Source organism: Bradyrhizobium arachidis (genome assembly GCF_024758505.1).
In the GTDB taxonomy this organism is placed as follows: Bacteria; Pseudomonadota; Alphaproteobacteria; order Rhizobiales; family Xanthobacteraceae; genus Bradyrhizobium; species Bradyrhizobium manausense_C.
The window spans coordinates 4058135-4077831 of sequence record NZ_CP077970.1 but is presented as its reverse complement, the minus strand read 5'-3'; the positions used below and the strand labels follow the sequence as shown (position 1 = coordinate 4077831).

The following is a 19697-nucleotide window of genomic DNA, read 5'->3' as shown; positions in this document are numbered from 1 at the left end:
CCAACCCGCTTACTCCGGCGGATTGAACGTCCGCACGAAATACACCGGCTCCTTGCCCTTCTTCAGGCGATAGAGCTGCGCCGGACGGTTGGGGCCGCGGCGCATCTTTGCGATCGGCTCGATCAGATCGGCCGCCAGGATCCGCGTGCGGAACGCGCTCTTCTCCAGGGAACGATCGAGCACGATCTCGTAGACGCGCTGCAGATCCGGCAGCGTGAACTCCGCCGGCATCAGATAGGCCGGCAGCGAGGTGTATTCGACCTTGCTGCGCAGGCGCTGGATCGCGGCGGACAGGATCTCGCCGTGATCGAAGGCGAGCTTTTGCCTGATCTTGCCGCCGACGATCGGAAACCATTGCGCGTCCGTGGCGAGCGAGGCCGCACCCGGGACATCTGCCATCAGCGCGAAATAGGCGTGGGTTGCCGACCAGCCGCGCGGGTCGCGCACAGCATTGCCCCAGCTTCCGAGCTGCTCGAGATAGGGACTGGTGACCCCGGTCTTGTCCTTCAGCTTGCGCCCGGCGCAGGCTTCGAGATCGCGGTCCTTTGCGACATCGACGAAGCCGCCCGGCAGCGCCCATGTCTGCGGGAACGGCTCGCCCTCAGCCGCCGGCCGCTGCACCAGGAGAACCTGCAGCGCCTCGCCACGGATCGTGAAGATGACGACATCGACTGTCGTCAACGGCCGGGGAAAGTCGAATTTCCCCGCCTTTTCATTGTCTTGCATCTGGTTCTGCGCCACCGCCCGTCCCTCACGTTCGCTGCGCTTGACAATAACCGACTTAGTTGTACTGTGCAACTTACTTAGTTGTCCAGACCAACTTATTGGAGAATGTCATGTTCGGCTTCCGCTTCATCAAGGCGCAGCCCACCACCTATCTCTTGAAATACCGCGCCGGCGCGATCGTGGCCGAAGGCGCCGGCCTCTCCGCGCTCTACTACGCGCCGGTCACGACGCTGGTGGCCGTGCCGATCGGCAGCCGCGACGCCTCCTTCATCTTCCAGCAGATAGCGCGGGACTTTCAGACCCTCACCGTGCAGGGCCACGTCACCTACCGCGTCAGCGAGCCGAAGAAGGCCGCGTCGATGCTGGACTTCACGCTGAAATCCGACGGCAAGACTTATGAGAGCGACGATCCGGAAAAGCTGCCGCAGCGCATCCTCGGCACGGTGGAGGTGCTCGCGCAGGCCGCGATCAAGGAATTGACGCTGAAGGACGCGCTGCAGGCCTCCGACCGCATCGCCGGGATCATCGCGAGCGGCCTGCGGGGGCGCGCCGACATCGCCTCCCTGGGCCTGGAAATCCTCGGCGTCTCCATCCGCGGCATCAAGCCGACGCCCGATACCGCGAAGGCGCTGGAAGCGGAAGCGCGTGAGGCGATCCTGAAGAACGCCGACGAAGCGATCTTCGCCCGTCGCAATTTTGCGGTCGAGCAGGAGCGCGCCATCCGCGAGAGCGAGCTCGACACCGAGATCGCGGTCGAGCAGAAGAAGCGCTCGATCCGCGAGACCCAGATGGACGCCGAAGCCAGCGTCGCCGTCAAGCGCAACGAGCTGCGCCAGGCCGGCATGGTCGCCGACATCGCCCTGGAAGGAAAGCGCAAGGACTTTGTCGGCCTCAACGCCGAGAACACCCGGACGCTGGCGGACGCCGAGGCCTACCGTGTCGGCGCGCTGATGAAGATTTTTGAGGGCGTCGACACCCGCGTCATCCAGGCGCTGGCGGCCGCCGGCATGCAGCCGGGCCAGCTCATCGCGCAGGCCTTCAGCGGCATCGCGGAGAAGGCCGAGAAGATCGGCCAGCTTAACGTCTCCCCGGACCTGCTCAGCCAGCTCATGGAGAAGCCGAAGATTGCGGAGACTGCCAATGCCCGCCGCCAATGACCGCAAGGTCGTGCTGGTCACACGCAAGACGCGGCTCGAAGAGCTGATCGCAAGATATCTGACGGCGTCGCAGGCCCGTTTCTATGTCGAGCATCTCGGCGCTGACTTCTCTGATTATCAGCGCGAGCACGATGTTTACCTCGCCGAGCGCAGCCTTGCCGTCGCCGCGCTCGAGCGCTGGGGCCGTTACCAGATCATCGAGCGGAGTTTTCTGCCGAACTTCATCTTCGGCCCCTCCGACATCGTGGTCGCGCTCGGACAGGACGGTGTGGTCGCCAACACCATGAAATATCTCGAGGGCCAGCCGCTGATCGGGCTCAACCCGGACGCCGCGCGTTACGACGGCGTCCTCCTGCCCTTCGTCCCACGCGATCTTGGCTCGCTGCTTGAAGACGTCGCCGCAGAGAAGCGTGACTTCAAAACCGTGACCATGGCCAAGGCTGCGCTGACCAACGGTCAGGTGCTCTACGCCGTCAACGACCTCTTCATCGGCGCGCGTACCCACACCTCGGCTTCTTACGAGATCGCCGCCGCCGGGCAGACCGAGCGGCAATCGTCGAGCGGGCTGATCGTCTCGACCGGCCTCGGCTCGACCGCCTGGTTCAAGAGCATCGTCACCGGCTCGCTCGCCATCGCGGGCGCGTTTGGCGGCCCGCCGGTCTCGGGTTACGACGCCCTGCCCTGGGATGCGACAGAGCTCCGCTTCGCCGTCCGCGAGCCCTTCCCCAGCCGCTACTCGCAAACGAACCTCGTCTGCGGCCGCCTCACCGCCGAGGAAGCTTTACGCGTGCGCTCGCTGATGCCCGAGAACGGGGTCATCTTTAGCGACGGCATCGAGGCCGATCGGTTGGAGTTTAACGCCGGCGTGGAGGTGGCAATTGGCGTTGCCGAGCGTCGGGGCCGGCTGGTGATCTAAGGCGGGAACAACCTGAATATGGCGCGCATGCAGTCTCCTCGGTTGCGACTGTCAGGCTGCGACCGTCGTTCGCCCGCGCTCGAACACGAAGTCGCGGTACCCGGCCTGGATCGCGGCGGCACAGTACTCCCGGTATTTCGGAAAACCGCCGGTGAAGAGCGTCAATCCCTGCGCCTTGTCCTTGACGTTGGTGCCGACGTACCAGGTCTTCGCCTTGGACAACAGCGAGCGCTGGGCGAGCTGGAACACGAGCTCCATCCAATCGTCTTCCGCCTTCCTGGTCGGCTCGATGCTGTCGAGGCCATGGTCGGCCATGTGGGTGATCGCGCGCGCGATCCAGTCGACATCGTTTTCGCTGATCCTGACGATGTTGGCGAGCGCGGCGGGGCCGTTGGGCCCGGTGGTCATGAAGAGGTTCGGAAACCCTTCCATCATGAGGCCGAGATACGACCTTGCTCCCGCCTTCCATTTCTCATTGACCGTGCGGCCGTTGCGGCCGGCGACGTCGAAGGCCGTCAACGCTCCCGTCAGTCCGTCATAGCCCGTCGCGAAGATCAGCATGTCGAGCGCGGTCTCGCAGCTCTGCGTGCGCACGCCCTGCGCCGTGATCTCGACGATCGGATCAGTGACGCAATCGATCAGATGGACCTTCGGCTGGTTGAACGTCTCATAATAGCCGGTGTCCAGGCATGGACGTCGGGCAAAGATCGGGTAGCCGCGCGGCTTCAGCCTGTCCGCCGTGACGGGGTCGGCGACGACGCCGTTGATCTTGTCGCGCACGAACTCGGCCACGTGCTCGTTGGCCTCCTCGTTGCTCAAGAGATCGGTGAAGGTGCCGAGCATCGCCAGCCCACCGGACTTCCAGGCATCTTCCAGCAATTCGCGGCGGCGTGACGGCGTCACGCTGAAGAAGGCGCGCGTTGTCCATGGCCGCACGCCGCCATTCGGGCTGTTGCGCGCCGCCTCCCGAATGCCGGTGTAGTTGCGCTTGACCTCCGCGACGTAGTCGGGATCGAGCTTCTGGTTGCGCATCGGCATCGTGAAGCTCGGCGTGCGCTGGAACACGAAGAGCTCGCCGGCCTGCCGGCCTACCTCCTGCACGATCTGGATGCCGGTCGATCCGGTACCGATCACCCCGACGCGCTTGTCCTTGAAGCTGACGGGATGATGCGGCCATCGGCCTGCCCGCAGCAGTTCGCCCGTGTAGCGCTCGATGCCGGGGATGTCCGGATCCCTTGGCACCGAGAGCGGGCCGGTCGCCATCACGCAATATGTCGCCTCGACCGTCTCGCCGCGATCCGTCGTAACCTTCCAGAGCTTCCGCGCCTCATCCCAGACGGCGCTCACGATGCGCGTGTTGAACTGGTAGTGCTTGCGCAGGTCGAGGCGGTCGGCGACGAAGTTGAAGTAAGCCAGGAGCTCCGGCTGCGAGGCGAACTCTTCCGACCAGGTCCATTCCTGCTCGATCTCGGATGAAAAGGAATAGCTGTAGTCGATGCTCGGCAGGTCGACGCGCGCGCCGGGATAACGATTCCAGTACCAGACACCGCCGACATCGGCCCCGGCCTCGAAGGCCGCGATCTTGAGGCCCAATTCGCGAAACTTGTAGACGGCATAGAGGCCGCCGAAGCCGGCGCCGACGATGACGACGTCCAGCCGTGATCCCTTCGCATCAGCGTTGTTCATGTCGGGCGTTTCCTCGTGGCTAGATTTGTTGAAGAGCGCTTCCGCTAGTTCCGGCGAAGAAGTTCGTAGATGGGATCATCGGGATATCGCGCGCCCAACGGCAGCCGCGGGCCGAAGCGGATCGTCTCTGACTCGGCCGCAGCGACCTGCTCGTCCACCCAGTCGTAGGCGACGATGCGACGCGCAACGCGCCATTCGCCGTCGCGCTTCTGAAAGACGTCGCAATAGCGGCCCGCGATCAGGTACTGCCGAACACTGCCGTCCCTCGCCGGCCCGCGCTGCAACGCGACGAAATAGGTTTCGACGACAGCTTCCTCGGGCCCGGTGAATTCGATCAGGATATTGCCGACCGTATGAACGTTGCGCGCGCCGCTCTCAAAGATCCCCTTTGCCCATTCGAAAAAGCCTTCCACTGGCCCCGAATACGGCCCGTGCTGGTCGGTAGCGTCAGGCCAGTAGGCACTGCGGAGCACGGCTTCGTCGGCCCGATCGACCCCACGGCAATAGCGATAGATGCAGTCGCGGATCGCTTCCCTGTCGAGCAACTCGGCGATCTTCCCTTGAGGTATGGTCATCTCAGAGCCCCTCTCAGGCAGGCGCGATCCGCATTGCGCACCGGCCTCTCCCTTGACGAGGGCGAGCATCTCATGTGCAGTGGACGCAACCAACAAAACTTCATACGTGAAGCCGAATTTCACATCCGTGAATTTGCTGCGGCCAGGAGACGGCAAAGGGAGGGCCAATTGCGATCGCAGCTGACGACATCTGCCTCGATTTCGGCGGCCGGATCCACAGTCAAATCCGCACTTCGCGCGATCGAGATCCTCGAATTCTTCATGCGCGAACGGCAGCCGCGCGCGATGTCCGAAATCGGCGCCGCGCTCGGCTATCCGGCCTCCAGCACCACGGTCCTGCTCAAGACGCTGGTCGGCCTCGGCTACCTGAATTTCGACCGCAGAACGCGGGTCTATTTCCCGACGCCGAAGGTGACGTCGCTGGGCGACTGGATTCCGACGACCCTGTTCGGCGACAGCCGCGTGCTCGAGGCGATGCACGACGTTCATGCCGCGACGGGCGAAGCCGTTTCGATCGGCACGACCAACGATGTGTATCTGCAATACGTCAAGATCATCCAGTCGATCCACCCGCTGCGCTTCCACGTCGACGAAGGCACGCTGCGGCCGCTGACGCAATCCGCCCTTGGCTGGCTGTTGATGTCGACGATGTCCGACGAGAAGGTCGACACCATCGTGCGTCGCGCGAATATCGCCACGCCGAACGCAGCAGACAGGGTCAAGCCTCTGGACATGATCCGGAAGATTCGCGAGATCCGGGGCAAAGGACATTGCTCGGCGGAAAACGTCCCGATGCTCGGCGGTGCGACGATCTGCGTGCTGCTTCCGATCACAATTCAGAATCAACCCGTCGCTCTCGGCCTTGGCGGCGTCGCCGAGCGGATCAAGCAGAACGCCAGCCGCTACCTAAGCGTTTTGCGCCAGGCTGCCAGGACGGTCAAAGCCGGCGACACCGGCGGTCAACCGAACGGCACAGACGTTTGATGCTGCGCGGGCTCGCGGCCTTTACTCCTGCAACGCCTCCTCTCGCCGCGATCGGATCGTCGGCAGCATAATCAGGATCACGGCAATGCCGGCTGCGGCGAGCAGCGTGGCCGACAACGGTGAGGTCAGGAACACGCTGACGTCACCGCGCGACAGCACCATCGCACGGCGAAAATTCTCTTCGATCGCGGGCCCGAGCACCAGGCCCAGCAGCAGCGGCGCGGCCGGCAGTTGCAGCTTGATCAGCACATAGCCGAACACGCAGAAGACCGCCGCCTCATACACCTCGAAGGTCCCGCCGTTGATCGAATAGACGCCGATCGAGCAGAACACCATGATTGCAGGAAACAAATAACGATAGGGAATGGTGAGAAGTTTTACCCACAATCCGACCAGCGGCAGATTGAGGATCAGCAGCATCAGATTGCCGACCCACATCGAGGCAATCAGCCCCCAGAACAGCGTCGGATTCTTGGTCATGACCTCCGGACCCGGCTGGATATTGTGAATGTTCATCGCGCCGACCATCAGCGCCATCACCACATTGGAGGGCACGCCGAGCGTCAGCAGCGGAATGAACGACGTCTGGGCGCCCGCATTGTTGGCCGATTCCGGGCCGGCAACGCCTTCGATCGCGCCCTTGCCGAACTGCTCCGGATGCTTCGACAGCTTCTTCTCCAGCGTGTAGGACGCAAAGGACGACAGCACCGCGCCGCCGCCCGGCAGCACGCCGAGCAGCGTGCCGAGCGTGGTTCCGCGCAGCATCGCCGGGATCATGCGGCGGAAATCCTCGCGCGTCGGAAACAGATTGGCGATCTTCTGCGTCACCAGCGACAGCTTGTCGTCCTGCTCGAGATTCTTGACGATCTCGGCAAAGCCAAAGATGCCCATCGCCAGCGGGACGAAATCCAGGCCGTCGAACAGTTGCGGGATGCCGAAAGCGAAGCGCTGCGTTCCGGTGCTGAGGTCGGTGCCGACGAGGCTCAGGAGCATGCCGACCACGACCATGCCGATGCCTTCGATGAAGGGCCCGCTGGATAGCACCGAGGCGAGGATGAGGCCGAGGATCATCAGGGCAAAGAATTCCTTCGGTCCGAACAGCAACGCCGTCGCCGTCAGCGGCCCGGCCAGCGCCGCCAGCGCCAGCGTCGCGACACAACCGGCGAAGAACGATCCGATCGCGGCCGTCGACAGCGCAACACCTGCCCGACCCTGCTTTGCCATCTGGTAGCCGTCGATCGTGGTGACGACGGAGGAGGACTCGCCGGGCAGATTGACCACGATGGCCGTGGTCGATCCGCCATACTGCGCGCCGTAATAGATGCCGGCGAGCATGATCAGCGCCGAGTCCGGCTGCAGCGCGTAGGTGATCGGCAGCAGCATTGCGATGGTAGCCAGCGGGCCAAGCCCCGGGAGCACGCCGATCAGGGTGCCCAGCAGGCAGCCCAGGAAAGCGTAGAGTAGATTGGCCGGCTGGGCGGCGGTGGAAAATCCGATCGCCAGATTGTGAAACAGATCCATCGTCACGGGCCTTCAATCAAGCAGCGCCGGCCACACCGGAAGCTTCAGGCCGAGGCCATAGACGAACACCAACAGGCACAGCGCGATCAGAACCGCCGCGTTCGCCAGCGCGCCTGTCCAGGTGAACTCGGGACTTGCCCTGCTCGACACCACGATCAGCACGAACAGCGCGCCGACCAGGCCGAGCGGAAACAGCAGACAGGCAAACAGGACCACCGAGCCCGTGACCCAGGCGAGGCCATTGATGTCCCAACTCTGCGACGCCTGCCGCTGCGCCGTCCGCCTCACGGCACCCAGCATCACGGCGAGCCCGATGGCGGCCAACGCAATCGCCAGCAGGCGTGGGAAGTAGCCCGGCCCCATCCGCGCCGCGGTGCCGGCCGGATAGTTCAGTGCCGTCACGAAGAAGAAGATCGCAAAGGCGAGAAACAATGCACCCGACGCGAAAGCGCGTTGGTCCCGAATGGTCGGCCTCGTCATCGTCGTCGACCTCCCGCTACCCCGACGCGCCGGCTGCAGGCGACTTGTCTGCCGCCGGATCGATCGCTTCCATCAGAAGCGGCACGCCGATCGCGCAGGCATGCACGCCCAGATGCGCCGTCATCTGCAGCACCTGAAGGATTTCGCGCTTGTCAATCCCAAGCCGCAAAGCCCGCCTGATCTGCAGGCGCAGGCCGTGCGGATTGAGCGCGGTGAAACATCCGTTCAGGGCCAGCGAGATCAGGCAGCGCGACCGCTGATCGAGACCGCCGGACTTGTCGCCCACCGTCAGCAGATCGAGCATCACGGCGAAATAACCGGGATCGGCGCGCAGCCAGAGATCGCAGAAGTCCGGCCAATCTCCGAAGCGCGCGATATAGGCGTCACGAAGTGCAGTTTGTTCGCGTGACAGCGCCGGCGGCTCCAAGTCCACTCCGGCCAGCGCAAGCTCCTCAGCGAGAATGCCGACGCCGAGATTGCAGCCGTCGAGCCCTTGCGCGGTGGCGAGCCGCAGCACGTCGACGATCTCCTGCGCGGTTGCCCCCTGCTCGAGCGCCAGCTGCATGTGCAGCGCGAGTCCCGAGCGGAACAGATGCGTCGCCGATCCGTCGAGCGCGACATAGATCAACTCGCACATCTTGCGCGACAGCGGGCCCGTTTCGGCGGGATAGCCGCCATAGCGGGCGTAGGTGGCAAGAAACGCCGGATCGATCCGCAGCAATCCCTCCGTCCATGGACGCCAGTAGCCGCGAGCGCGAATGAAGGCTTCCTTGAGAGTTTGCTCTTCGGGAGTGAGAGTCATGCCGGGTATCCTGCAACGGCACGATCGGGACCTGCATAGACGCTGAGCCCACCATCGACTGCGATCACGCTGCCGGTGACATAGCCGGCATCGGGGCTGAGCAGGAATGCCGCGGTTTCGGCAATATCCTGCGCCGATATTGCGCGCCCCACCGGCAATCGGCGAACCGCGCTCGAGGCCGCTCCCTCGATCGGTCCCGCGGCGATCGCATTGACGCGAATGCCGTGCCCGCTCCATTCGCATGCCAATGTGCGCGTGAGCATCGCGACCGCCCCCGCGCTGGCTGCGGCCTCGACGTGGTCGCCAAAGGCGACGTCCCCGCCGATCGATGTCAAATTGAGCAGCGTGCCAAAGCCCTGTTGCTGCAGGATGGGCCCGACCGCTTTCGCGACGCAGAGCGCTCCCGTCAGATGGACCGCCAGTGCGTCTCCGCCGAGATCGGCGGGATTGCCCGTGATCACGGCGTCTGCACCTATCGCATTCACAACACCATCGATCCGACCGAAGCGGCGCGAGATGCCGGCGATCGCCTCTGCCATGGCGGGCTCGTCCGAAATATCGACCGGAAGCGCGTGGCATCCGCTCACCTCGGCGGCAAGCGCCGCCAATTGCCTGCCGTCGGCATCGAGCGCGACGACCGTGACATCGTCCGCGACGAATGTCCGGGTCATCGCCCAACCGAGCGAATTTAACGCGCCGATCACAACGTAGGTCTGCCGCCCGGGTGGCGCCGCGCGGCTGTTGGTCTCTCCCGCGGGCCCAGGGCCGCCGAGTAGCGATCCACCATCGACCAAAAACGTGGAGCCGGTGATGGACGATACCCGAGGCGACGCCAGAAATGTGATGGCGGCGGCGATTTCCTCGGGTGCCGCCATGCGACCGAGTGGGATGCGTCGGGCCACGGCAACCGGATCGATGCGGCCGCGCGCGATCAAGGCTTCGACGAGCTCGGTGCGCGTATAGCCGGGCGCGACTGCGTTGACCCTGATTCCATCGCGCGCCCAGGCGCAGGCATGATGCCGCGTCATCGCTAGCACGCCCGCCTTGGAGGCGCTGTAGCCATTTCGAAACGGCACCGGCCGCAAGGCCGCCCCGGACGCGATGTTGACGATGGCACCTCCACGAGAGCGCCGCATCACCGCGGCCGCCTGCTCAGCGGCGACGAGGCTGCCGCGCAAATTGACCGCCACGAGGTTTTCGAAGGTGGACACGGGCTGATCCACCACACCGAGCCCATCCGTGTCGGTCCGGCCGGCATTGTTGACGAGCACGTCGAGACCACCGAGACGGCTGACGCAGGTCCGCACCATCTCGGCCACCTGCTCCGGCTGCGCCATGTCGACAGCGAAGGAAGCATGCGCTGCACCAAGCGCACTGGCCCGGCCTGCCGCCTTGTCGGCATCGATATCGGCGATCAGCACCCGGGCGCCCTGAGCCGCAAAGCGCCGGGCGGCCGCCCAACCGATCCCGGCAGCCGCCCCGGTGATGAGGACGACACGTCCGTTCAGTTCAGCTTCCCGTTCCGCGCGCGTCACAATCCGTCCTCGCGAGGCACTTAGGCGATGTTGGTGAGAGCGATCCCGCCGTCGACCGTCAGCACCTGCGCCGATATAAAACCGCTGTCGTCGCCGGCGAGGAACGCAATCGCCTTCGCGATATCGTCTACCGTGCCGAGCCGCCCGAGCGGCGTGCGCTCGATCCGGCGTGCGTCGAGTTCGGCATTGCGGTTGCGCATCGTCCCTTCGGTCGGAATGGCCGATGGCGCCACCGCGTTCACGCGAATCTTGCGCTCGCCGAGTTCGGCTGCCGCGGCGCGCGTAATGCCCATCACACCGGCCTTGATGCCGCTATAGACGATGCTGTTCTTCGCCGAGATCAAACCGGCCACCGACGCGACATTGACGATCGCGCCGCCGCGCTCGGCATCCATCGCCTCGGCCGCCGCCTGGATGCCCCATATGATCGCCTTGAATCCGATATTGAGCATGCGGTCCACGGTTTCGGGCGCGATGTCGGGCACCGACTGGTAGCGGACCCAGGCCGCGTTGTTGACGAGGATATCGAGCCGGCCCTGCCGCTCCGCGAAACCGAGCACCGCCGACCGCATGCCGTCGCGGCTGGCGACATCCTGCGTGATCGCGACGGCCTCGCCGCCGGCCGCCTTGATCGCATCGACGGTTCCGGCGACGAACTCGGGCTTGAGATCGTTGACACCGACGATGGCGCCGCGCGAAGCGAGCAGCAGTGCGGTCGCGCGTCCGATTCCATTCCCGGCGCCGGTCACCAGCGCAACACGGCCTGCGAGCGGCTTGTCCTTGGCATCAGTCATTGCGGTTTTCCTCCTCTCTATCCTGACACGGCGACATCGGACGCCGGAGCTATCGCGGCGATGGTGCGGCGGCCGAGCGCGGCCAGGCTTCCGCTGGCGTCGCCTTGCGCCTGCAAGGCGCGGACGCGACGCAAATGCCGGTGCACCGGCACATCCCAGGTGAATCCCATGCCGCCGTGAACCTGCAACGCGCCTTCGCTGATCGCGCAGCCATAGGCGGCTGCGGCAAGAAACACCGCGTCGCGCTCGATCGAGCCGGCCGTCTCGCCGACGCTGCGCGTGATCGCATGCCTGATGCCTTCGAGGGCGAGCTTCTGTCGCGCCAGCGAATGCCGCAGCGCCTGGTTATAGGACAGCGCGCGACCGAACTGCCGGCGCGTCGAGGCGTGCTCCTGCGCCATTGCGAGGCAGGTCTCGGCGGAGCCGAGGATGGCCGCGGCACGCAACACATTGGCGTCCGAACCCAGGAGAGTCCAGGTGCTGTCAGGCAACACGCTGACCGCGGGTATGGTGACGCCCTGCAAGCGGACGGTGTGCTCCGGGACAGTCAAATCCAGCCCTGCCGCGTCCTCGACAACGACCCCCTCACTGTCGGTGGGAACCAGCGCCGCCGCCCCCGAGCCGATCCGAACCAGCACGCAGTCGGCGTCGCGAGCGCAGGCCGCGCGCGCAACCCAGCCATTGAGCACCACCGATTCACCTTCACGCTCGGCACTGACGCTGCCCTGCCAGGCGACGGTTGCCAGCATCTCGCCGGACACGACCGCCTCCGCCGCGCGCGGCAACGTGTCCTGCAGCGCGCGCGACAGCAGCAGCGACTCCATCAGGGGAAAGCCGAGTAGGCCCGAACCCGCGGCGGCGACCACCGGAACCGCAAAGGCCAACGGCAAGTCCAGCCCGCCGACGTCCTGCGAGGCGATCACGCCGAGCAATCCGTCATTGGCGAGGTGCTTCGCCTGCTCCCGCGGACCGAGCGCCGCGCAATCCGCCACCGCCCGCGCCGCGGTGACCGCGAACTCGCTCGGCTGCAATCCTTCGCCGGTCAATGTCGTCATCACTTGCCTTTCGAAAGCTGCAGGATCCTGTCGGCGATGATGCCGAGCTGAATTTCAGTGGTACCGGCGTAGATGGTCTCGGCGCGCGCCTGCAGGTAGATCGCCTCGAAGCGGCGGCGTGCCACCTGCACAGCCGGAAGCTGCGGCAGCGAGGCCTGCGCCAGCAGTTCGAGCGTGAGCGCTGCGAAACGCTGGTGCGCCTCGCTCCAATGCAACTTGGCAAGGCTGCCGCGCGCGCCGATCCTGTCGCCATTGACGAGCGCGTCCACCGCGGTCTCGACATGCGCCTTCAGCACCTCGATATCGACGACGACCTCGCCGATCCTGGCCTCGTAATGACGGTTCGCGACCAGTTGCGCCAGCGCGGGATCGCTCTTGCAGGCCGAGATCAGATGACGCAGCTCGTTCTCGAAGCGCCAGGCCCGATACATCCGGTTGGTCGCCCGCTCGATCTCGAGCACGCGGATCGCGGCGTTCCAGCCTTCATCGGGCGCGCCAAGCGCATCGGATTGCAGGACCTCGACGTCGTCGAAGAAGACCTCGCAAAAGCTCTCGCGCCCATCGATCGATTTGATCGGCCGCACCCGCACGCCCTTGGCATCGAGCCGCACGGCAAACATCGCCAGGCCGCGATGCCGGTCCTCCAGCGGACCGGTTCGCGCCAGCACCAGGCAGCGCTGCGCACGATAGGCCCCGCTGGTCCAGATCTTCTGGCCGTTGATCCGCCAAATGTCGCCATCCCGCGCGGCGCGGGTCCGCAGGCCAGCCAGATCCGAGCCGGCTTCGGGCTCGGAAAAGCCCTGGCACCAGATATCGCGCATCTCGAGGATCGCCGGCAGGAAGCGGTGCTTCTGCTCCTCGGTGCCGACAGCGAGAATGATCGGACCTGCCAGCTCCTTGCCGATCGAATTGACGCTCTCGGGCATCGCGAGCGCACCGATCTCCTGGTTCGCGATCAGGTGCTCGCGCAAGGTCCGGCCATGGCCGCCATAGGCCTTCGGCCAGGTGATGCCGGCAAGGCCGGCGCGATACATCGCCGCTTCCCATTCCTTCGATTGCGTCAGGCCCGGCGATGAGAAAGCCGGGCTGTCGCTGCGGAAGCTCGCAGGCAGATTGGCACGCAGCCAACGACGCATCGCCACCCGATAGGGCTCGCCCGACAACTCGCCGGCCGTGGCTGCTTCGGGCGACTCCGTTTCAATGACCGTCATGTCGATTTTCCAAGTTAGCTGAAACTCGGGCCGGCGCCGGCCGTGTGTCGACCGGCGTCGCCCCGCTCCCTCCGATCACTGCGACTTGAGCAGGTCGCACGCACTCTCCGAGGCCGGTCGCCATGCGTCCTCGGCGGCGATGGTTCCCGTGATCTCGTAATAGTCAAAGGGATATTTGGACTCTGCCGGTGTCTTGATACGAGCCACGTAAAGTGGACGCATCACCTGTCCATCGGCGCGGATGCTGACATCCTTCATCTCGAAATCGTTGATCGGCGTCTTCTTCATTTGCCGCACCACGGCCTCACCATCGTCGGTGCCGACGGCCGCCACGGCCTTGAGGTAATGCGTGAGCGCGCTGTGGGTGGCAGACTTGGCCTCGTTCAGGATCTGGCCGTTGGACGCTTCGGAGAATCGCTTGGCGAAGGCGCGCGTCTCGGGCGTCAGGTCCCAGTAGAACGGTGTGGTCAGGCGCACGTTCTGCAGATCGCGAAGCCCGATTCCGTGCGTCTGGTTGATCATCAAACCAAGCGGCACCAGCTTTTGCTTCTGCGACAGGCCGAATTCCTGGGCTTGCTTGATGGCATTGCCGAAGTCGGCACCGGAATTGGCGAGCGCGATCGCCTTCGCGCCGCTCGCCTGCGCCGTCAGCAGGAACGAGGAAAAGTCCGACGAATTGAGCGGATGTAGCACCGAGCCCAGAACTTTGCCGCCGCCCGCGTTGATGAAGTTGGTGGTGTCGGCCTGCCAGACCTTGCCGAAGGCGTAGTCGACAGTGAGGAAGAACCAGGTGTCCACGCCCTCGGCCAGCATCGCCTTCACCGTGGCCTTCGGCTGCGCATAGGTGTCGACCATCCATTGCGTGGTCATCGGCGAGCATTTGTCGTTGGTGAAGAACGAACCCGCCGTCCCCGCCAGCATATAGGGCTTCTTCCGCGCCTTCATGATGTCTTGCACGGCAAGTGCGATCGACGAGGCCGAACAGCCGACGATGGCGTCGACACCCTCATTGTCCACCCAGCGCAGCGCGACCGCGACACCGACATCGGGCTTGTTCTGGTCGTCGGCAACGACAAGCTCGATCTTCTTGCCGTTGACGGCACCGCCGAAGTCAGCGATCGCGAGTTTCGCCGAGGCCACCGCGCCGGGGCCGCAATTGTCGGCATAAGGACCGTTCTGGTCGTTCATGATGCCGATCTTGATCACGTCGCCGGACACGCCTTGCGCGCGCAGCGGCGTTGCCAGGAGCAGCACGGCTCCTAGCATGACGGCGATGTTGAGAAGACGGGTATTGAGTTTCATCATAAGATCCTCCCTGCAATCATTTGAGCCGACTTCGCGGTTCTTGTTGATCGATGTCCTCAGTGGTGTCGAGTTGCCTTGCTGTCGTGCGGAATCAGCAGCGCATCGAGTGCGACCGCGCCCTCACCTTCCGCCTTGAGCAACAGCGGGTTGATGTCGATTTCCGACACCTCATCCACGTGCGCGACGGCGAAGCGCGACAGCGCGGCAATCGCCTTCGCCGCGGCCTCGAGATCGGTGCGACGCCGCCCCCGGGCTCCGTCGAGGACCGCGAATGCCTTGAGCGATCTCAGCATTGCCATCGCCTGCGTCTCGCTCACGGGTGCCATCTGCACCGCGGTGTCCTGGACGATCTCCGCAAAGATGCCGCCGAGACCGACCATTACGACCGGCCCGAACACCGGATCGATCCGGCCGCCGAGGATGAGTTCGGACATGCCTTGCGCCATCGGAGCGACGATCACGCCGTCGATCGCCGCGCGCGGCGCCTTGTCTGCGACACGCGCCAGCATCCGTGCATGGGCCTGTCGCACCTCTTCCTCGGAGCGAAGGCCGACGGCGACGCCGCCGACCTCCGTCTTGTGCGGCAGATCGGGCGATGCGATCTTCAACACCACCGGAAAGCCGATCTCGCGCGCGGCACGCGCCGCGGCGTCGGCATCCAGCACCAGTTGCTCGGCCAGCACGGGAATGCCGGCCTCGGCAAGCACGGCCTTGGCACCGAGCTCATGCCGGAAAGCGTCAGCCACCAGCGGCGCGGCCTTCGCGATGGCAGGTTGGCCTGCATCCCTTGGCGCCGTCGCCAACGCCTGCAAGCGCGCCAGCGCTGCGACAATGGCGCAGCAACCATCAAAGCTCGCGATCGTGGGATAGCCCATCGCGTGCAATTCGGCGAGCGCATCCGGCGGGCCTTCCACGCACAGAATGACGGGACGATCGGGATACTGCGCACGGATGTACCGCAACGTCTCCATATAGACAGAGCGGAGTCGCGGCATGTGCAGCGAGAACGGCAGCGGCAGCACGATCGCATCGGTGCGGTCGTCGGCCACGACCGCCGACAGGATCTTCTGCAGCATGTCAGGCCGGCTGGACATCTGCGCGGTGGCGTCGACCGGATTGCGCGCGGACGCAAACGGCACCAGCTCGAGGATCGCCCGCTGCGTCGCTTCGCTCAGTTCCGGCAGCGACAGACCGACGGCCTGTGCGGCATCGGCGAGCAACACGCCGAATCCACCCGATGCCGTCACGACCGCAAGGCGTGGCCCCTTCGGCAACCGGTCCGGCAACAGGATGGAGGCGGCATGACCGAGATCGATCAGCTCCTCGATGCTGCGCACCCGTACCGCGCCGTACCGCGCCAGCAACGCATCAAAGACCGCATCCGATCCCGCCATGGCCCCGGTATGGGACGCCGCCGCGGCCTGCCCTGCCTCCGATGTGCCGACCTTCAGTGCGACAACCGGCTTTCCGGCATCGCGCGCCTCGGTCAGCGCGGCGATGAGCCGGCCGGCATCACGGCAGGCCTCAAAGCAGCACAGGATGACTTTGGTCGCGGGATCGCGGGCGAGCCACGCAATGCCGTCGGCAATGTCGATGTCGCACTCGTTGCCGGTTGTCATGAAACGGCTGATGCCGGCGCCGCGATCGCTCGCCATGCGCATGGTGTAGCTGCCGAGATTGCCGCTTTGCGACACGATACCGAGAGAGCCCGCGGCCGGCATGCTGTGCTCGAGCACGATCGAGAAGGTGGCAATGGCCCGTTCGGGAATGCTGACCGCACCGAGGCAATTCGGCCCGAGCAGCCGCATGCCGGTACGACGCGCGGCCGTTTGCAGCCGATCCTGCATCGCGCGGCCCTGCTCGCCGAGCTCGGCAAAGCCGGAGGAGAACACGACGACGCTGCGCACGCCGCGATCGGCACACTGCTCGATCGCCTCGGGCGCCCGTTCGGCATCGACAGCGATGATCGCGAGATCGGGCGCTTCAGGCAGCGCCCCCACCGACGCGTAGGCCTGAAGTCCCTGAACCACGTCGGATTTGGGGTTCACGGGATAGATCTTGCCCGCATAGCCGTAGCGGCGCAGCAGATCGACCGGCCGGCCGCCGATCTTGGTCGCATCCTGCGATGCACCGATGATGGCGATCGAGCGCGGCGCCATCAGCGCGTCGAGCCCCTCTCCCGGCCGCATCGTCAGCGCCCCTTGAACACCGGCGCCCGCTTCTCCAGGAACGCCATGCGCGCCTCCTTGGCATCCTCGGTCTTCGACAGCGCCATGGTGATGTTCTGCTCGAAGCGATAGGCATCGCGCGGCGGCATCAGCTCGACCATGTTGGCCGCATTCTTGGCATACTCCATCGCGATCGGGCTCTTGGCGGCGATCTCGCGCGCGATCTTCATCGCTTCGGGCATCAGGTTTTCACGGGTAGTGCAGGCCTCGATGATGCCGAGGCGATAGAGCTCGGCGGCCGGCACGCGATAGCCAGTGAAGAACATGCGGCGCACCATTGAGCGGCCGAACAGCGTGTTGAGCATCGCCGCACCGCCGGCGAGCCCGACATTGATCTCGGGCATACCGAACACAGCTTCTTCGGACGCGTAGAAGATGTCGCAGGACGCCATCAGGCCGAGGCCCGCGCCGAGCGCGACGCCGTTGATCGCCGCGATCACCGGCTTGGCGCATTCGCGGATGCAGTTGCCGGTCTCGCGGGTGATCCGGTTGTGGTCGTGGAACGCGCCGACCTTCGACGGGTCCGGACGGTCCTTCAGGTCAGCGCCGCTGCAGAACACCTTGCCGTTACCGGTCAGGATCGCCACGCGAACATCGCTGCGCTCGGAGATCTCGTCGAAGACGGCGACGATACGATCGCGCATCGCGCGATTGAGCGCATTCACGGGAGGACGATTCAGCGTCACGATTGCGATGTGGTCGGATACTTCGAGCGTCACGATGTCATCGGACATGGCTTCCTCCTGGCTCTTGCTTGATCTTGATTCCTCGACCGCGGACGGCGGCATCAATGCCACCTGACCGATCGGTCAGTCGACGCGCTGATAGCACCAAGCCCTCCGTCTTGCAATACCTGCGACGTTTGACCGGTTGACTGACCGATCGGTCGGGACATAGATTTCGTCCAACTCGACAAACAAATTCCGGGAGGAGCTGCCATGACCAGGATCAGCCGACGTCAAATGACGGCGCTCATGGCCGGCGCCGTCGTCGCGCCGTTTGCTGCACCTGCGATCGTGAGCGCGCGCTCCTCGCAGACCGTCTTCATCATCGTGCCCTATGCGAGCGGCGGCTCGATCGACAGTCTGATGCGCTCGATCGCCAAGGGGATGTCGGAAGTGCTCGACCAGCCCGTCCTGGTCGATAACAAGCCGGGCGCGAACGGCATCGTTGGATCGCAATATGTGGCGCGCGCGACCAAGGACGGTTCGGTGCTGCTCGCCGGCGGCACCGGCCCGATCTCGCTCAACGTGCTGCTGCGCAAGAATCTGCCCTACAAGCTGACGGACTTCGCCTCCGTGGCCATGCTCTGCAACGGCCCGCTGTCGCTGACCGTGAACGCGAAGATGCCGGCGGCCGACATGAAGAGCTTCGTCGCCTACGCCAAGGGTCGCGACAAGCCGCTGTTCTACGCCACCCTCGGCCCCGGCAGCGTGACCCATCTGTTCGGAATCATGATGGGTAAATCAATGGGCTTTGCGGTGACTGACGTCGCTTATCGCAACAATCCGGCGTCGATCATGGAACTGCTGTCGGGCGAGTGCGACCTCAACTTCGCAACGCCTGCCGCCGTCGTCGAGCACGTCAAGGCCGGTCAATTGCGCCTTCTTGCCGTTTCCTCCGACAAGCGCCTGCCGAACCTGCCCGATGTCCCCACGTTGGCCGAATCAGGCTATCCAGAGTTGTCGGCATCGTTCTGGACCGCGCTGCACGCACCCGCCGGCACGCCGCGCGAGGTAATTGATCGGTTGAATGCCGCCGCCAACGCCGCGATGAAAAAGCCCGAGATCGCCAAACAGCTCGAGATCGACTGCTTGCAGGCGGACCTCGGGCCGCCGCAACTGCTCGACTCGCAGCTGAGCAAGGACGCAGCCCTGTGGGGACCGGTGATCACGGCGCAAAACATCGCGCTCGACTGAGACCGAAGTGCCTAACGTGCCTTTCGCCGGGACGACTTCGACGGCTCGGCGGTCGGCGGGTTCGCAGGACCGTCGTTTCGAAGCCCGTTGAACACCATGTCGAAGAAGATGTCGGCGATCTGCTCGGGCGTTGCCGACTTGTTGGGATTGTACCAGCGATGCATCCAGTTCAGCGACGACAGGATCAAACGCCCGGTCATGGGAACATCCACTTTCCGGATTTCGCCGGCATCGACCGCTTCCTGAATCAGCCCGCGCAGAAAATTCTCGAACCGATCGCGGCGCGTCATCCGTTCCTTCTGCCGGTGCCGATCGGGATCATTCCAAAACGCGGTGGTGGATGCGATCCACGCCCAGCGATAGCGCCGGAAATATTCGGCGGTGGCCACCATGAAGGCACGAATCTTCTGCGACGGCGGTCCGTCGGGAATCCGATCACGCACGAACAAATAGAGTTCCAGCGTGGAGCCGACCGCGACCCGTGCGTAGATCTCGTCCTTGTTGGAGAAATGATGGTACAGCAGCGATTTCGAGATCCCGCAAGCGACGGCGATGTCGCGCATGGATGTTCCATCGTAGCCCTTGGTGGCGAACAGCCGCCCGGCTTCCGTCAGGATCTGCAGGACGCGGTCGGACGCCTCCGCCTGGTTGGCCACGCCGTCCTTTGTCGTCGATAATTCAACCATCGAACCCGCAATCTGCTCCGGGGAAACCGCTCGATCAACCAACATGGATCATGATCTCAAAATGAAGGTAGTTTTTCATCGACCGATCGGTCAAGCCGGCCCGATCCGGCCCTCGGC

At 64.8% G+C, this 19697-nt stretch carries 18 protein-coding genes; 4 read left to right on the top strand and 14 right to left on the bottom strand.

Going from position 1 to position 19697, the window contains the following annotated elements:
- Nucleotides 1–9: 9 nt before the first annotated feature.
- Nucleotides 10–726, bottom strand: a complete 717-nt coding sequence (locus tag KUF59_RS18575; RefSeq protein ID WP_212456609.1) for an NUDIX hydrolase — start codon at nt 724–726, stop codon at nt 10–12.
- A 110-nt stretch (nt 727–836) separates the two neighbouring features.
- Between KUF59_RS18575 and KUF59_RS18570 the strand changes: the two genes are divergently transcribed.
- Both KUF59_RS18570 and KUF59_RS18565 read left to right on the top strand, forming a co-directional pair.
- Nucleotides 837–1883: an SPFH domain-containing protein gene (locus KUF59_RS18570; RefSeq protein ID WP_212456610.1), complete on the top strand. Its 1047-nt coding sequence runs from the start codon at nt 837–839 to the stop codon at nt 1881–1883.
- Complete coding sequence (locus KUF59_RS18565) at nt 1867–2799, top strand: diacylglycerol kinase catalytic domain-containing protein (protein WP_212456611.1); 933 nt, start codon at nt 1867–1869, stop codon at nt 2797–2799. The genes KUF59_RS18570 and KUF59_RS18565 overlap by 17 nt, the downstream gene beginning before the upstream one ends.
- Before the next feature lie 51 nt (nt 2800–2850).
- On the opposite strand, the gene KUF59_RS18560 is transcribed toward KUF59_RS18565, so the two are convergent.
- Both KUF59_RS18560 and KUF59_RS18555 read right to left on the bottom strand, forming a co-directional pair.
- Nucleotides 2851–4485 (bottom strand): flavin-containing monooxygenase, encoded by a 1635-nt coding sequence (locus tag KUF59_RS18560; protein WP_212456612.1) that lies wholly within the window; start codon nt 4483–4485, stop codon nt 2851–2853.
- A gap of 44 nt (nt 4486–4529) precedes the next feature.
- Nucleotides 4530–5060: a nuclear transport factor 2 family protein gene (locus KUF59_RS18555; protein WP_249140127.1), complete on the bottom strand. Its 531-nt coding sequence runs from the start codon at nt 5058–5060 to the stop codon at nt 4530–4532.
- 168 nt (nt 5061–5228) lie between these two features.
- On the opposite strand from KUF59_RS18555, the gene KUF59_RS18550 reads away from it, so the two are divergent.
- Nucleotides 5229–6044 (top strand): IclR family transcriptional regulator, encoded by an 816-nt coding sequence (locus KUF59_RS18550; RefSeq protein WP_212456613.1) that lies wholly within the window; start codon nt 5229–5231, stop codon nt 6042–6044.
- 21 nt (nt 6045–6065) lie between these two features.
- On the opposite strand, the gene KUF59_RS18545 is transcribed toward KUF59_RS18550, so the two are convergent.
- The 10 genes from KUF59_RS18545 to KUF59_RS18495 all read right to left on the bottom strand — a co-directional run bounded on the left by KUF59_RS18545 (nt 6066) and on the right by KUF59_RS18495 (nt 17709).
- Nucleotides 6066–7565, bottom strand: a complete 1500-nt coding sequence (locus KUF59_RS18545; protein ID WP_212456614.1) for a tripartite tricarboxylate transporter permease — start codon at nt 7563–7565, stop codon at nt 6066–6068.
- A gap of 12 nt (nt 7566–7577) precedes the next feature.
- Nucleotides 7578–8045: a tripartite tricarboxylate transporter TctB family protein gene (locus KUF59_RS18540; RefSeq protein ID WP_212456615.1), complete on the bottom strand. Its 468-nt coding sequence runs from the start codon at nt 8043–8045 to the stop codon at nt 7578–7580.
- Between the two features lie 16 nt (nt 8046–8061).
- Nucleotides 8062–8847 (bottom strand): carboxymuconolactone decarboxylase family protein, encoded by a 786-nt coding sequence (locus KUF59_RS18535; RefSeq protein ID WP_212456616.1) that lies wholly within the window; start codon nt 8845–8847, stop codon nt 8062–8064.
- Nucleotides 8844–10382 (bottom strand): SDR family oxidoreductase, encoded by a 1539-nt coding sequence (locus tag KUF59_RS18530; protein WP_212456617.1) that lies wholly within the window; start codon nt 10380–10382, stop codon nt 8844–8846. The genes KUF59_RS18535 and KUF59_RS18530 overlap by 4 nt, the downstream gene beginning before the upstream one ends.
- A 20-nt stretch (nt 10383–10402) precedes the next feature.
- On the bottom strand, nt 10403–11176 hold the full coding sequence (locus KUF59_RS18525) for an SDR family NAD(P)-dependent oxidoreductase (RefSeq protein ID WP_212456618.1): 774 nt from the start codon (nt 11174–11176) through the stop codon (nt 10403–10405).
- Nucleotides 11177–11193: 17 nt separating this feature from the next.
- Complete coding sequence (locus tag KUF59_RS44070; RefSeq protein WP_212456619.1) at nt 11194–12231, bottom strand: acyl-CoA dehydrogenase family protein; 1038 nt, start codon at nt 12229–12231, stop codon at nt 11194–11196.
- Nucleotides 12231–13442, bottom strand: coding sequence for an acyl-CoA dehydrogenase (locus tag KUF59_RS18510; RefSeq protein WP_212456620.1), 1212 nt, complete (start codon nt 13440–13442; stop codon nt 12231–12233). Before KUF59_RS18510 ends, KUF59_RS44070 begins: the two co-directional genes overlap by 1 nt.
- Nucleotides 13443–13517: 75 nt before the next feature.
- Entirely contained in the window at nt 13518–14747 is a 1230-nt protein-coding gene (locus tag KUF59_RS18505; RefSeq protein WP_249140114.1) for an ABC transporter substrate-binding protein, read from the bottom strand.
- A gap of 56 nt (nt 14748–14803) precedes the next feature.
- Nucleotides 14804–16936: an acetate--CoA ligase family protein gene (locus KUF59_RS18500; protein WP_212456621.1), complete on the bottom strand. Its 2133-nt coding sequence runs from the start codon at nt 16934–16936 to the stop codon at nt 14804–14806.
- A gap of 2 nt (nt 16937–16938) precedes the next feature.
- A complete protein-coding gene (locus tag KUF59_RS18495) occupies nt 16939–17709 on the bottom strand; it encodes an enoyl-CoA hydratase/isomerase family protein (RefSeq protein WP_212456622.1) in 771 nt (256 codons plus the stop codon).
- A 204-nt stretch (nt 17710–17913) separates the two neighbouring features.
- Between KUF59_RS18495 and KUF59_RS18490 the strand changes: the two genes are divergently transcribed.
- On the top strand, nt 17914–18894 hold the full coding sequence (locus KUF59_RS18490) for a tripartite tricarboxylate transporter substrate binding protein (protein WP_212456623.1): 981 nt from the start codon (nt 17914–17916) through the stop codon (nt 18892–18894).
- Between the two features lie 11 nt (nt 18895–18905).
- Here the strand turns inward: KUF59_RS18490 and KUF59_RS18485 are convergent, their stop codons facing one another.
- Nucleotides 18906–19580, bottom strand: coding sequence for a TetR/AcrR family transcriptional regulator (locus KUF59_RS18485; protein WP_212456624.1), 675 nt, complete (start codon nt 19578–19580; stop codon nt 18906–18908).
- Nucleotides 19581–19697 lie beyond the last annotated feature (117 nt).